Consider the following 14,774-nt stretch of genomic DNA (forward strand, 5'->3'; position numbering starts at 1 on the left):
GGATTCGCAAATTTGAAAATTTTACTCTTTACTATTCTCATTATCTTCAAATTTTCAAATTAAACTAAACGTCTAACCTTACTTTCTGGTGTGATCTTTAAGCCGTCAAGGCCGGTTATCAGGTTTAGGCCTGGAGTTTTGCCTGGCTCAAGCGTACCCTTTTCGTCATCAATACCTAAAAATGACGCTCCATTTATGGTAGCCCATTCCAGCAATTTAGCAGTGCTGATAGCCGGGAACTTTTTCTGGATGGTACGCATTTCGCTCAGGATGCATAAACTATCGTTTGAGGCCAGGCTATCGGTACCCAAGGTGATGTTAAAACTCTGATCAATAAAAAGAGGTATTTTGGGGAGGTGGTTTTCGATATACAAATTGGCATTAGGACAAAAGCACCAGTTTATTTTACGGTCGAAACGTTTTATAAAGTAGATATCTTTTAAATTGGTACAGGTATTATGTACCAGCAAAACCTGCTGTTTATTGGTTAACAAAGGAATAATAGATTGCAACGAGTTACGCGCTTGTGGTTTAAAGTGACTGATATCAATACCAAAATGCTCATAAAGCTCCAGGAAACCACCTAATTTATAACGGTAAAACTTATTTTCGTCTTCGCATTCCTGGTTGTGGATGCTAATGAGGTTATGTTCAGCATCACTATGTTTCCTGATCAGTTTAAAAAGCTCTTTGGATACTGAATACGGCGCATGTGGCGTAATGGAACAGTGCTGCGGCTTAAACTCCTGAAGCAATGCCAACGCTTTATCAAAAATAGCCTGGGCGTTTTGCGGCAAAAAGCCAAAAGTTTCAACAAAGGTATGGTAGTATAACTTGCTGGCAGCTTTAACCGGAATACTGCTGTTGCTATTGGAAATATCGCCTACTGCTACAATGCCATTCGTGTACATCTCTTCATCGGCCTTTTGAATGGCATCTGATATCTCTTTATCATCAGCTTTGCGGGTTGCCTGTATATCTTTTATAAAATTTATCAGACCACCTCCCGGGGTTATTTTACCTTTAAGGTGCGAAAGCTCAACATGGCAGTGGCTATTTACAAAGCCCGGAGTAATAATACCGCTTACTTGCTCAATAGGGCCAGTGGGTGGGTTATTATGGTCGGTAACGGAAATGATCTTGCCCTGGTCATTAACAGTAACAATTCCATTCTTAATAGGGTCGGCAAAAATTGGAAAAACGTAATCGGCTCTAAAACTTTTCATTAATTATATCACTTATTATCTATCTCAAAACGTTTTCCTTTAAAACATTTCACAAAATTAATTATAATTAACTTTTAGTTATGTTTTTTTATCATTTAAAAGAATGACTTTAAAATAAGACAGATTTTTTTAAATTTAAGTACTTTTGCACTGTGAATAATGCAAAAGATAAAATAGATATCCGCAGCCTCGGTCTGGAAGCCTTGCAGGAGCATTTTATCCGTATGGGGGAAAAAAGTTTCAGGGCTAAACAAATTTATGAATGGCTTTGGAAAAAATCGTGCGTCTCTTTCAACGAGATGAGCAATATTTCAAAAGAACTGCGCACTAAACTCAACGAAAACTTTGTTATAAACAACGTTAAAATAAATTCATCACAGGTTAGTGCTGATAAAACTATAAAAAATTCTTTTATTTTACACGATACTCATTTAATTGAGGGGGTTTTAATTCCAACCCCTGGCCGGATGACGGCCTGTGTATCGTCACAAGTGGGCTGCAGCCTCACCTGTAAGTTTTGCGCCACCGGTTACATGGAGCGAAAAAGGAATCTCAATCCTGATGAAATTTATGATCAGGTGGTGCTGATAGACAAGCAGGCTCGTGAAAACTATGGTGTGCCTTTATCAAACATTGTGTATATGGGCATGGGCGAACCTTTGCTGAATTATGCCAACATGATGAAATCTGTTGAGCGCATTACTGCCGAAGATGGATTGAACATGGCAGCCAAAAGAATCACGGTTTCTACTGCCGGTATTGCCAAAATGATCAAAAAGCTGGGCGATGACCAGGTGAAATTTAATCTTGCCCTGTCGTTACACGCCGCTAATGACGAAAAGCGCAACACCATAATGCCAATTAATGAGCAAAACTCATTAAAGGCCCTGGCCGAGGCTTTAAAATACTACTACGCCAAAACTAAAAACCCGGTAACCTACGAATACATTATTTTTGATGGGGTTAACGATGGGATACAGGATGCTATGGAGCTGGCTAAATTTTGCAAGCACCTGCCCTGCAAGGTAAATATCATTGAATATAACCCAATTGCTTTTGCCAGTTACATTAATGCCGGCGAAGATAAAGTAGAAGCTTTTGCTGCTCATCTGCAAAAGCAGGGCATCAACGTTCACTTGCGCCGCAGCCGGGGTAAGGATATTGACGCCGCTTGCGGGCAATTAGCCATTAAAGAAAAGGGAAAGGTTGCCGAAGTTTAAAATTTCTGCCTTAAATTAACGGCATGAAATTGCTGCGTGGTTACCTGGCCGATTTTGTTTCCCTGCTTTTCCCTGAACTATGCCCGGCCTGCCAGACAAGCCTTGTAGTCAATGAGTATATTATTTGTTCGGATTGCCGTTACAACCTGCCCTATACCAATTTCCACTTACAAGCTGATAACATTGTTGCCCAACAGTTTTATGGTAAAATAAAAGTTGAGGCAGCCTATGCCCTTTATTATTTTACCAAAGGCGGCAAAGTGCAAAACCTCATGCATCATTTTAAATATAAGGGGATGCAACAGATCGGCAACTTACTTGGCCATATTGCCGGTACCCAATTAGCCCAAAATCCTGTTTTTAATACTGTTGATCTGATCATTCCTGTGCCTCTGCACAAAAAACGCTTCCAGGAGCGAGGGTATAATCAAAGTGCACGTTTTGCCGAGGGGCTCGCGGAAAAGCTAAACGCTATGGTAGAAGATCATAATTTACTGCGCACGATAGCAACAGCAACTCAAACCCATAAGTCGCGCTTTGCCCGTTTCGAGAATATGCAGGATGTGTTTATGATCAAACATCCCGAAAAATTGATCAACAAACATGTTTTACTGGTTGATGATATTATCACCACCGGTTCTACATTGGAAGCCTGCGGTATGGAATTGTTAAAAATACCCGGGCTCACCCTAAGTATTGCCACCATTGCTTATGCGCAATAAAACAAAATGAACCCAATATCTTTTTTATCAATACTTTTGTCGATTACAATTATCACAGTTTCCTGCAATGACAAAAAGGTTCCTTTATTTAACCGGGTATCAATGGGTTTGGGTATTATATTTAGCAGTTGCCGCTTATTGCTGGCAATATAAATACTTCAGGCATATTGATAATAACTACCTCATATTCCGTCATGCTTACTATCACGCCAGGGCAGGTGTAAACTTATATTTATTGTACCCGGCAGAATATGCTGATGTGTTTTTATATGGCCCTACATTTACCATATTGGTTGCGCCGTTCGCTATCCCGTCAGAGGCGGTAGGCTTTTTCCTCTGGCAACTCGTCAACGCGCTTGCCTTTCTGCTGGCCGTACATCTCCTCCCCTTTAACAACCGGATAAAAACAGCCATCCTTTTGTTATGTGTTATTGAGTTTTCCAATACCTCACATTACATGCAGATCAATGCCCTCATTGCGGCTTTGATCATTATGAGCTTTATGCTAGTAAAAAAAGGTAAAGACGAATGGGCTACCCTATTCATCGTAGCAGGCACTTTAATTAAGTTTTACCCGGTAGTTGGCCTGGCGTTTTTTCTTTTCTCCCGTAACAAATTAAAGTTTATTTCCAGTACCGTAGTATGGGCCGGTGTTTTGTTTGCCCTGCCTATGGTCATTTCCAGTCCTCATTATATTATCCAATCCTATCACGACTGGTTTCATGAATTAAACCTCAAAAACTCCATGAACGTAAGTTTAACCGGCAGTATTGATTGGTGCATTATGGGGGTGGCACGCCGTTTAACCCAAAACGCGGCCTTACCGAATACGCCTTTTCTGATAGCCGGCGCAATTATTTTTGCTATTCCGCTGTTCCGCTTTAAACAATATAGCTCGCTGAAATTCCAGCTGCAGGTGTTATGTTCGGCCCTGTTGATGGTTGTGCTGTTTAGTACCGGATCTGAGCATCCAACCTACATTATAGCTACAGCTGGCGCCGTAATTTACATCATGATGCAGGATAAGCCTTTTACCACTTTCAATGTTATTATGCTGGTATTACTACTGGTTATTACCGGTTTAGGACCCAGCGACGCTTTTCCAAGGCCTGCCAGGGAATGGATGAGCAACCTGGCCATGAAAGCCTGGCCCTGCATCATTATATGGATAAAAATTGCTTATGAACTGATCTTTAATAATTTCCCTGCGGACGAGGAATTTATGATGAATAAACAACGTGCATAAGGGACTTTTACTGGTGCTGATACCGGCTTAATTTATCGTAAAGAGATTTTGGGTCAAATGGTTTTAATACATAATCGTTCATCCCGGCATTATCTATTTCACCCATCTGGTTGCTCAGCATCGATGCCGTTAAAGCAATAATAGGTAACTTTTGAAAATACGGATCGGGCATAGCGCGTATGATCTGGGTGGCCTCAAGACCACCCATTTGAGGCATGTGGATATCCATTAATACCACATTATAATTCCGGTTGTTTTCTATTTTGTGGATAGCTTCAATACCATTTTCGGCAAAATCAGCATTGGCACCCCATTTTTTCAGAATCTTATTGATCAATAACCGGTTTATCTGATTGTCATCAACTACTAAAACATTTATTTTGAGCCCTGTTTCCAAATTGTTGTTATTATTATTCAAATGGGTATTTGTTTTCCTAAACGTTATAGTAAACCAAAAAGTAGAGCCCTTGTTTAGTATGCTATCTACATTTATTCTTGAATCATGTAGTTCAATTAATCTTTTGCTGATAGCTAAACCCAGGCCTGTACCTCCGTATTTGCGTGTAATATCCGGTTCGGCTTGTTTAAACTGTTCAAATATAGTATTCAGTTTTCCCGGGGCGATACCTATACCCGTGTCTGCAACAGAGAATCGGATCCGCACATCCTTATCACTTTCCTGAATTACCTTCAGGTCTGTATTAATTCCGCCTTCGTCTGTAAACTTAAGGGCATTGCTCACCAGGTTCAACAGTATCTGGCATAAGCGGGCTCTGTCGCCTATTACAACCTTGGGTACAGCATCATCAATGCTTTGGCTAAGATAAATATTTTTTTCTTCGGCACGATAACGCATGGAGGTGTTGATACTCTGAATAAGTTCCCTCATATCCAAATTTGCCTTCTCCAGCTCAATATTACCTGTTTCTATTTTGGTAAAATCCAGTACATCGTTGATCAGGGTCATTAAATTCTCGGCCGAAAATTTGAGGATGCTCAAATTTTCCTTTTGCGATTCCATCGGATCATCTTCGAGCAACAGGTGCGACATACCAATCACTGCATTAAGCGGTGTGCGTATTTCATGACTCATCACCGATATGAACATGTCTTTAGCACGGCTTAATTGCAAAGCCTCTTCCTTCGCTCTGATCAACTCTATCTCGGCCTTCTTTTTGGCAGTTATATCAATAATTACCTCAATATATTTATCAACGTTACCATCATTTCCAATAATTACCGAATTGATAACCGATATCCACAAAGGTTGCCCGTCTTTACGGTAAATGAGCAGATCTACTTCAAATGATTGCTTATTCCGGGATAATTCGCGTGTTTTTTGGATAATAGATACATCCGTGAGCTCGCCCTTCAGTACATCACCCAAATGGTTTCCGTTTACTTCATTGATCGTATACCCGGTAATATTTTCAAATGCTTTATTTACCCATTCAACCTTTCCATCGTTATTATTTATAACCACCCCGCTTGTAGTATTGCTGGCTACTAACGAAAGTTTTGTAAGCTCCTCCTCACTCTTTTTACGCTCGGCTATATCAACCATGACACCAATCTGACGGTCGACCTTGCCTGCTTCGTTAAATAGCGGACTATTTGATAAAAATACCCAGCATGGGGTATTATCCTTTTTATATATTTTTATCTCGATTTCGTAAGGTCTGTTCTCTTTTACGGCTTTTACCGCGCTTTCAAATACTGTCATATCAGTATCTTCACCCACCAGGGTATTACCCATGATCTTTCCTTCCAGTTCGGCGAATGAATAGCCAATAATATTTTCAAGGGCCTCATTCATCCAGAGCATTTTGCCTTCTGCATCGCGTATAAAAATACCGCTGGGCGATTTTCTGGCTGCAAAAGACAATATCTCTAATTCCTGCTCAATCTTTTTACGGGCAGTAATATCAATAACAATTCTGATGGATTTATCGACCTCTCCATTTTGATTATGAATAACAGAATTGACAACCGTGATCCATATTGGGGTTCCATCTTTTCGATCCATAAGCAGATCTACTTCGTATGATTCTTTCTTTTTTATCGACGCGTCTAATTTTTCAATAGCCGCATTATCAACCGGCTTACCTTTTAAAGTGGCACCAAGGTATTTATTTTCAACATCGGCAAGATTATAACCGGTAATATGTTCAAACGCTTCATTCACCCACACTACTTCATCAGCTGCATTACTGATCACCACGCCATTAACAACTTTACTGGCCACCAGCGATAATTGCTTGAGTTCTTTTACAACCTGCTTCTGATAACTTACATCCCTGCCACTGGCAAACCATTTATCGCCTTTAAATGTTGCCGCCCAGCTTAACCATTTAACAGCATGATCAGGGGCAAAAATGGGTGTTTCAAATTCAAATTTATCCTGGCCATTTAAACCCTCCCGTAATTTGTCCAGAAACAGATCCCTTTCCTTCTCCCTGAAGAAATCCCATATCGGCTTTCCGGTTACCTCCTCTACAGTATAACCTAAAACCTGTTTAACAGACAGGTTGATCCGTTTAATTTTAAAATCCCGATCCAAAATACAATGAATGTCTGGCGAACTGTCAAAAAGATCATGAAACTCTTTATGGATTGCAAGGCTTTCTTCAAGGTCTCTATTTCGTTTGCGCAATAGAAAGTGCGACATTACCTTATCTGCCAATATCCGCAAAGCATCGCGCTGTTCGGTGCTAAGGATGTGAGGCACAGTATCAACAACGCAAAGCGTACCTAAATGATGCCCATTTGGGTCAATCAAAGGTGCGCCAGCATAAAACCGTACATGCTGACTCACAACCTCAATGTTATCCTTAAAGGCTTTATCAAGCAGGGTATCACTTATCTCCAGTATCTGATCGGTCAGGATGGTACAATTGCAAAAAGCGCCGGCACTGACGATTTCATCAGTGCCGGCGCTAAATTTAGACTTAACCCATTGCCTGTCGGCATCAATCAGAGTGATGAAAACAACAGGGGCGTTACATACATAAGATGTAAGGCGGGTAATAGCATCATACTCCTTTTCAGGAGGCGTATCTAAAATATGGTACGACCGCAGGGCCTCTAAACGTTCCTTTTGAGTTATTAAATTTTCCTGCCGTCTTTGGGTCATTAATTATTCCGCGCTGCTTTCTCTGTACAACGGATAGTCGTGCATCAGCTTGTGGACTTTTTTACGTATTTTCTTTAAAGAAGGTTCATTTTCCGGGTCAACAATTACGGCATCTATCAGTTCTACAATGTGTTCCATTTGCTTCTCTTTCATGCCACGGGTAGTTATAGCCGAGGTACCTACACGTATACCAGAAGTAACAAACGGCGACTTATCATCATAAGGCACCATATTTTTGTTTACGGTGATATCGGCAGTTACCAAGGCGTTTTCAGCAGCTTTACCGGTAATGTTTTTATTACGCAGATCAATCAGCATCAAGTGGTTATCTGTACCGCCTGATATGATCTCATAACCACGCTTAACAAAAGCTTCGGCCATAGCCGCAGCATTCTTTTTAACCTGCAGAATATATTTCATATAGCCTTCGCTTAAAGCTTCGCCAAATGCTATCGCTTTTGCAGCGATGATATGCTCCAGCGGGCCACCCTGCGTACCTGGAAAAACCGCCATATCCAGCAATGACGACATCATCCTTACTTCGCCTTTGGGTGTTTTTATGCCGAATGGGTTTTCAAAATCCTTACCTAACAGGATGAGACCGCCACGCGGGCCGCGTAATGTTTTGTGTGTTGTGGTAGTTACAATGTGGCAATGCGGCAGCGGATCTGTTAATAATCCCCTGGCAATAAGGCCTGCCGGGTGCGATATATCAGCCAGTACCAAAGCACCCACTTTATCGGCTACTTTACGTATAAATTCATAATCCCAATCGCGCGAGTAAGCCGAAGCGCCGCAAATGATTAGTTTTGGTTTCTCTTTAAGGGCAACTTTTTCCAGTTGCACATAATCAACAAGGCCGGTTTCTTTAACCACACCATAAAAATGCGGCTCATATAATTTACCCGAAAAGTTAACCGGTGAGCCATGGGTTAAGTGGCCACCATGTGACAGATCAAATCCTAATATTTTGTCGCCCGGTTGAAGAACTGCCAGCATTACCGCAGCATTGGCCTGAGCGCCTGAATGTGGCTGAACGTTTGCCCACTCGGCATTGAACAGTTGCTTGGCTCTTTCAATAGCAATGGTTTCAATTTCGTCAACTACCTGGCAGCCGCCATAATAACGTTTGCCTGGTAAACCTTCGGCATATTTATTGGTAGCAACAGAACCCGCAGCTTCCATAACCTGACGGCTCACAAAATTCTCAGATGCTATCAGCTCAATACCCTCTTCCTGGCGTTGCTGCTCTTCATCCAATAACTTAAAAATTAATTTGTCTCTTTTCATTATATATAATTAAAACGGCACTGTGTTTATAACGGCGCTAAGTTAGCAAAAATTAGATTTGAGATGTTAGATATGAGATTTGAGATTAAAAAATTAGCTTTTGTAATTAATTAAAAATGAACAACAAACTTTATACATTTCTTGTCTCACATCTCATATCTAACATCTCAAATCTCCCTCGCTGATATCCAAAAATTATTATATCCTAAACCAATCTGAATATCTATCAACTCCTGCTGCAACATTTCTAATACAGCCAAAAAGTTGTAAACAAAGTGTACCTTATTTTCCGAATTCCCCGCAATCGCTTTAAAATCAAGCATTTTATTGATCTTGAGCAAATCGGCAACCGCTTTCTTCTGCTTTTCGATAGTGTATGGGTATTGAACCACGGTGTGCTTTACCTCTTCACTGCGGTTAAGGTAGTTACGCATCAGCCGTTCATGCACCATCATCAGCTTGTACAGGCTTAGCTCTGATAGCTCTTCACCCGGATGGGTAACCTTTTCTACCTGCTCCAGGTCGTGTTTTATATTACCTCGCTTTTCCTGTTTAAAACGCTCTTCTTCATAAGGGCGTAATTCCTCGCACAGTTCCTTGAATTTTTTATATTCTATCAGTTTCCTGATCAGATTTTCTTTGGTATCGGCTTCGTCGCCGGCATCATCGGCCTCATAGCGGGGCAATAACATTTTTGCCTTGATACGCATCAGCGTGGCAGCCACAAAAATAAACTCACTGGCCAGCTCCATATTAAGGCTGGTCATTTGGTGTATATAGTTTAAAAAATCATCGGCTATGCGGGCTATGGGGATATCATGGATATCCAGCTCATCCCTTTCAATAAAAAAAAGCAGCAGATCAAACGGACCTTCAAACTGGGGTAATTTTATAGCAAAGCTGTCGTCGATCATATATCTGTTGCAAAAATAAGATTTTTAGTATCAAGTAGCGAGTATCAAGTATCAAGATACTTCATCCTCACTGATTGGAAAAGAAAAAGTCATGATACTTGATACTAACCCCAAACAATAAATACATTTAGATAACCTGTTTTTATAAATAAAATAGCTTACTTTGTAAGTTAAATATTCTTACAAATGTCAATGCAGGTACCAGCCGGGGATTTATTAAAAACAATAAATTATCCATCTGATTTAAAGCGACTTAACGAAAGCGAGCTTGAACAGGTTTGCCAGGAACTGCGCCAGTATATTATTGATGTGGTATCGGTAAATGGCGGCCATTTTGCTGCCAGTTTAGGTGTTGTAGAGTTAACCGTAGCCCTTCAATACGTACTGAACACCCCCTACGATCAATTAGTTTGGGATGTAGGCCACCAGGCTTACGGCCATAAAATACTGACCGGCCGCCGTGACGAATTTCATACCAACCGTGTATATAAGGGCCTGAGTGGTTTTCCAAAACGTTCAGAAAGCGAATACGATACTTTTGGTGTAGGACACTCCTCTACCTCTATTTCTGTAGCGCTGGGTATGGCTGTGGCTTCGCATTACAAAGGCGAAACCGACAGGCAGCACGTAGCCGTTATTGGCGATGGCGCCATGACCGCGGGAATGGCTTTTGAAGCGCTCAACCACGCCGGTATCGAAAACTCAAATCTGCTGGTGATCCTGAACGACAATAACATGTCGATAGACCCCAATGTGGGCGCGTTAAAGGAATACCTTACAGATATCACTACATCCAAGCCATATAATCGCTTCAGAGACGATATAGCTCATGTGCTGGGCAAATTATCAGCCATAGGCCCTGATGCCTTTAAAATAGCGCAGAAGATAGAAAAAAGCATTAAGGGCACGCTGTTAAAACGCAGCAACTTTTTTGAAGCCCTTAAGTTCAGGTATTTTGGCCCTATTGATGGTCATGATGTAAACCACCTGGTAAAGGTTCTGAAAGACCTGCGTGATATACCCGGTCCTAAGTTACTACATTGCATTACCACCAAAGGTAAGGGTTATGCGCTGGCCGAAAAAGACCAGACCAAGTGGCATGCGCCCGGTTTATTTGACAAAATAACCGGCGAGATCAAGAAAACCAAATACGATAAGCCGCAACCACCTAAATACCAGGATGTGTTTGGGCACAGTATTATTGAGCTGGCAGAGCAAAACCCTAAAATCATGGGTATTACCCCGGCCATGCCTTCGGGATGCTCACTTAACCTCATGATGAAAGCTATGCCAGCCCGCGCTTTTGACGTAGGTATAGCCGAACAACACGCAGTAACATTTTCGGCAGGATTGGCTACGCAGGGTTTGGTACCGTTTTGTAATATATACTCCAGCTTTATGCAAAGGGCATATGATCAGGTGATACATGATGTGGCTATTCAAAACCTCAATGTGATATTCTGTTTAGACAGGGCGGGCCTTGTAGGTGCCGACGGGCCAACCCATCATGGCGCTTATGACCTGGCTTTTATGCGTTGCATACCCAATATGACGATATCGGCTCCCATGAACGAAGAAGAGCTGCGTAACCTCATGTTTACCGCTCAACAGGAAAATATGGGTCCGTTTGTGATAAGGTACCCTCGTGGTAACGGTGTCATGGTCGACTGGCAACGCCCGTTTAAGGCCATACCTGTTGGTAAAGGCCGCAAAGTTTGCGATGGTGACGAGGTAGCTATCCTATCTATAGGCGCCATCGGTAACGAAGTAGTAAAAGCTACTGCCGAACTGAATACCGAAGGCTATTATCCTGCGCATTATGACCTGCGCTTTGTAAAGCCGCTTGACGAAGCTTTACTTCATGAAGTATTTAAGAAATTCAGCAAAGTAATTACAGTTGAGGATGGTTGCCTTGAAGGAGGAATGGGCAGCGCGGTACTGGAATTTATGGCTGATAACGGCTATCAAAATACACTGGTAAAACGCCTTGGCATACCAGATAAGATCATTGAGCACGGCGAACAACCCGAACTTTGGGCCGAATGCGGTTATGATGCACAACACATTATAACACTGGTAAGAAGTTTAGGCGCTAAACATAATACACATACCATAGCTTCTTAAACTCTAAATCCTTTAAATCCTAAAGCCTAAAATCTAAATGGGAAAATATTTTCTCCTATATTTTAGAATTTAGGTTTTAGAGCTTAGAACTTTAATGCTAATGCGTTCTATAACTTGCTAAATCATTGTAAATAGCCCGGAATGAGCTGCGTATACCAAAGGTGATCATGCTTGTTTTGTCATGAAACTGGCTGTTCTTTTCAGAACGGTAAAGTCCACCCAATTCAAAACGCAGATTATATTTAGGGTTTAGCAAATAGGCTACCTTACCTTCCACGTAAATCATATTGGTGGTTAAACCCTGACCGGTGTAGTTACCAAAAGCCCTTGCCGGATCTACATATTGCTGAAAAATATCTTTCCCAAAATTAAGATCATCTGTATCTAAGCCGTAATGTCCATAGTCAAGCTCTCCCGAAAAATCAAATCTTTTATAGGAGTAATTCAACAAACCAACTACTTCCCGAAAGTTTGCGCCCCATGGATGCGCTAATGGCTCCCCATTTTCGGCATAGTTAACTATCGAACTCCGTTCTGAGTAGGTATATGGTTTTACGTTATTGGTTTCCAGGAGGTAATTTAATCCGTTTACATTAAACAGGTTTGCTCCTCTAAACCCAAGTTGCCATCCATACTTATTTCGTGAGCTACCATTACTGGAGAAAAAGTTCTTGGCCTCAAATTCATCAAGTGCGAACTGACCATAGGCTGTAACGCCGTCTGTAAGTTTATATTTACCCGTAAACCCGATCATAGCATTATCGGGTGAGCCGTTTGTTGCCTCAACAGGGCGTAAGAATATAACTGGATTGATATAAGTAAAATCAAAACCACGCGCATGCCCAAGGTCATCTTTAGCAGGCCAGATAACCGCATCAAAAAAGCCCAGGGAAAGCCGGTTACTTACATTCCAGTCCAGATAATGGAACACGCCATATTTTTTACGGTCGCCATTATCTACTTTAACCGATAGCGGATCATTAAAGTAGGCCCACATCGCCATATATCTTACGTTACCAAGAGTACCAGTTAGCTTAATAAAAGGATATGGTGAGGCATAATCAGATAAAAGTTCTGAGCGGTAGCCATCACCAATAAAAGTTTTATCCCGCCCGGCGGTTATGTTCAGGTATTTATTGGGTGTGTATGATACCAACGCTGTAATGTACGACCAACGATACTCGTTGCCATAAATACCGGCGTAAGCCTGCCCGGGGGCTATGCCTACCTGGTTGGTATAAGTGGCCAGATAATCAGGCAGTACAGCCCTGTTTTCATAGGCGCTCACGTTATAGGATAACTTATTACCAACGGTACCACCCACCTGCAAACCAAGCGAACCCGAGTTGGTATTCTTTTTATTGGAAAAATCCCGGCTCAAATTAAAATCAGGTAAAAGATCGGTGTAAAAGGTATAATCTTTCCCCTTTACATCAATCTGGTGCTGGGTAAAAAATTTTCCTTTAAGTCCGCTCAAATTCATTAAGGAATCGTAATGGTGCTTTATCAACGAATCGTCAACAAAAAATGGTTTTAAGGAGCTATGCACCCGGGTTTGGGTAGAATAAACATCGGCATCCAATTTTTGGTAAAACTGGTACGAATAAGGTTGATATACTGATTGTGCCTTTACAACCCCGCTCACTAAAAATAATAGTATAACGCCGGTAAATATTTTTTTCATGCAGAATTGATAAATTTTATTCAAAGTAATTAAGCGTTTTAAAACCGCCTTTCTTCAGATAGTCATCCTTTTTAACCAGGTGCAGATCTGGTAACACCATATCAGTAACCAGGGCCTGAAGGTCATATTTAGGTTTCCACCCTAATTTTTCAAAAGCCTTTGTGGCATCCCCAATCAACAGTTCAACCTCCGTTGGTCTAAAATATTTGGCATCAACCTTTACTATAGTTTGCCCAAATTTAAGGGCATCCTTATTTAAACCCAGTTCCGTTATTTTTTGCTCATCAATATCAATAATCACGCCACGCTCATTTTCATCCTTGCCGCTAAACTCCACTTCGATGCCTAATTCATTGAAGGCCATTTTTATAAAATCACGAACAGTAGTAGTAACACCTGTTGCTATTACAAAATCTTCGGCCTTTTCTTGCTGCAGCATAAGCCACATGGCTTCTATATAGTCTTTGGCATGCCCCCAGTCGCGCTGTGCCGAAAGATTACCCACATACAGGCAATCCTGCAAACCCAGGGCTATTTTTGCAGCTGCACGGGTAATTTTGCGGGTAACAAAAGTTTCGCCCCTGATAGGGCTTTCATGGTTGAATAAGATGCCGTTACAGGCGTACATTTGATATGCTTCACGGTAATTTACAATGATCCAGTAGCCATATAGTTTTGCCACCGCGTATGGCGAACGGGGATAAAAAGGCGTGGTTTCACTTTGCGGAACAGCCTGCACTAAACCATAAAGTTCGGATGTAGAGGCCTGGTATATCCGTGTTTTTTGGGTGAGGCCCAACAAACGTACTGCTTCCAGGATGCGCAGGGTACCAATACCATCGGCATTGGCGGTATACTCGGGGGTATCAAAACTTACCTTTACATGGCTTTGCGCGGCAAGGTTATATATTTCGTCGGGCTGTACTTCCTGTATTAACCTGATGAGGTTGGTTGAATCGGTCAGGTCGCCGTAATGCAGCTTAAACTTTACATTGGGCTCGTGCGGGTCATGATAGAGATGATCAATACGGTCTGTATTAAATAATGACGACCGCCGTTTTACACCATGAACAGTATATCCTTTTTTCAGCAAGAACTCAGCCAGGTATGCCCCATCCTGACCTGTTATACCTGTTATTAAAGCTGTTTTCATAGGCGTTTATCGGATATGACTTATAAGTTACAATATTATCCAAAAACAATGAGAATTAAGAT

10 protein-coding genes are annotated in these 14,774 nt (G+C 41.5%); 4 read left to right on the top strand and 6 right to left on the bottom strand.

Annotated elements, in window-relative coordinates; all coding sequences use genetic code 11:
* Positions 1 to 59: 59 nt before the first annotated feature.
* Complete coding sequence (locus tag AB6735_RS15400) at positions 60 to 1,226, bottom strand: amidohydrolase family protein (RefSeq protein WP_370996737.1); 1,167 nt, start codon at positions 1,224 to 1,226, stop codon at positions 60 to 62.
* Positions 1,227 to 1,378: 152 nt separating this feature from the next.
* Between AB6735_RS15400 and rlmN the strand changes: the two genes are divergently transcribed.
* The 3 genes from rlmN to AB6735_RS15415 all read left to right on the top strand — a co-directional run bounded on the left by rlmN (position 1,379) and on the right by AB6735_RS15415 (position 4,414).
* Positions 1,379 to 2,446 carry a 23S rRNA (adenine(2503)-C(2))-methyltransferase RlmN gene (gene rlmN, locus AB6735_RS15405; protein ID WP_370996738.1) on the top strand — a complete coding sequence of 356 codons (1,068 nt, stop codon included), beginning with the start codon at positions 1,379 to 1,381 and terminating at the stop codon, positions 2,444 to 2,446.
* Between the two features lie 23 nt (positions 2,447 to 2,469).
* A complete protein-coding gene (locus tag AB6735_RS15410; RefSeq protein WP_370996739.1) occupies positions 2,470 to 3,168 on the top strand; it encodes a ComF family protein in 699 nt (232 codons plus the stop codon).
* 67 nt (positions 3,169 to 3,235) lie between these two features.
* Entirely contained in the window at positions 3,236 to 4,414 is a 1,179-nt protein-coding gene (locus AB6735_RS15415) for a glycosyltransferase family 87 protein (protein ID WP_370996740.1), read from the top strand.
* A 7-nt stretch (positions 4,415 to 4,421) separates the two neighbouring features.
* Here the strand turns inward: AB6735_RS15415 and AB6735_RS15420 are convergent, their stop codons facing one another.
* The 3 genes from AB6735_RS15420 to AB6735_RS15430 form a co-directional block, all read right to left on the bottom strand.
* Positions 4,422 to 7,547 carry a PAS domain S-box protein gene (locus AB6735_RS15420; RefSeq protein ID WP_370996741.1) on the bottom strand — a complete coding sequence of 1,042 codons (3,126 nt, stop codon included), beginning with the start codon at positions 7,545 to 7,547 and terminating at the stop codon, positions 4,422 to 4,424.
* Positions 7,548 to 7,550: 3 nt separating this feature from the next.
* Positions 7,551 to 8,837 (bottom strand): serine hydroxymethyltransferase, encoded by a 1,287-nt coding sequence (gene glyA / locus AB6735_RS15425; RefSeq protein ID WP_370996742.1) that lies wholly within the window; start codon positions 8,835 to 8,837, stop codon positions 7,551 to 7,553.
* Positions 8,838 to 9,004: 167 nt separating this feature from the next.
* Complete coding sequence (locus AB6735_RS15430) at positions 9,005 to 9,751, bottom strand: ScpA family protein (RefSeq protein ID WP_370996743.1); 747 nt, start codon at positions 9,749 to 9,751, stop codon at positions 9,005 to 9,007.
* A gap of 192 nt (positions 9,752 to 9,943) precedes the next feature.
* Between AB6735_RS15430 and dxs the strand changes: the two genes are divergently transcribed.
* Positions 9,944 to 11,875 carry a 1-deoxy-D-xylulose-5-phosphate synthase gene (dxs, locus tag AB6735_RS15435; RefSeq protein WP_370996864.1) on the top strand — a complete coding sequence of 644 codons (1,932 nt, stop codon included), beginning with the start codon at positions 9,944 to 9,946 and terminating at the stop codon, positions 11,873 to 11,875.
* Between the two features lie 97 nt (positions 11,876 to 11,972).
* On the opposite strand, the gene AB6735_RS15440 is transcribed toward dxs, so the two are convergent.
* Both AB6735_RS15440 and gmd read right to left on the bottom strand, forming a co-directional pair.
* Positions 11,973 to 13,559: a gliding motility protein RemB gene (locus AB6735_RS15440; protein WP_370996744.1), complete on the bottom strand. Its 1,587-nt coding sequence runs from the start codon at positions 13,557 to 13,559 to the stop codon at positions 11,973 to 11,975.
* Positions 13,560 to 13,575: 16 nt separating this feature from the next.
* A complete protein-coding gene (gene gmd / locus AB6735_RS15445; protein WP_370996745.1) occupies positions 13,576 to 14,712 on the bottom strand; it encodes a GDP-mannose 4,6-dehydratase in 1,137 nt (378 codons plus the stop codon).
* Positions 14,713 to 14,774 lie beyond the last annotated feature (62 nt).

It is taken from the genome of Mucilaginibacter sp. RCC_168, assembly GCF_041355315.1.
In the GTDB taxonomy this organism is placed as follows: domain Bacteria; phylum Bacteroidota; class Bacteroidia; order Sphingobacteriales; family Sphingobacteriaceae; genus Mucilaginibacter.

Coding starts and splice junctions, on each gene's coding strand:
- AB6735_RS15400 (WP_370996737.1), bottom strand. CDS start 1,226: ATGAAAAGTTTTAGAGCCGATTACGTTTTTCCAATTTTTGCCGACCCT.
- glyA (WP_370996742.1), bottom strand. CDS start 8,837: ATGAAAAGAGACAAATTAATTTTTAAGTTATTGGATGAAGAGCAGCAA.
- AB6735_RS15430 (WP_370996743.1), bottom strand. CDS start 9,751: ATGATCGACGACAGCTTTGCTATAAAATTACCCCAGTTTGAAGGTCCG.
- AB6735_RS15420 (WP_370996741.1), bottom strand. CDS start 7,547: ATGACCCAAAGACGGCAGGAAAATTTAATAACTCAAAAGGAACGTTTA.
- gmd (WP_370996745.1), bottom strand. CDS start 14,712: ATGAAAACAGCTTTAATAACAGGTATAACAGGTCAGGATGGGGCATAC.
- dxs (WP_370996864.1), top strand. CDS start 9,944: ATGCAGGTACCAGCCGGGGATTTATTAAAAACAATAAATTATCCATCT.
- AB6735_RS15440 (WP_370996744.1), bottom strand. CDS start 13,559: ATGAAAAAAATATTTACCGGCGTTATACTATTATTTTTAGTGAGCGGG.
- AB6735_RS15410 (WP_370996739.1), top strand. CDS start 2,470: ATGAAATTGCTGCGTGGTTACCTGGCCGATTTTGTTTCCCTGCTTTTC.
- AB6735_RS15415 (WP_370996740.1), top strand. CDS start 3,236: ATGACAAAAAGGTTCCTTTATTTAACCGGGTATCAATGGGTTTGGGTA.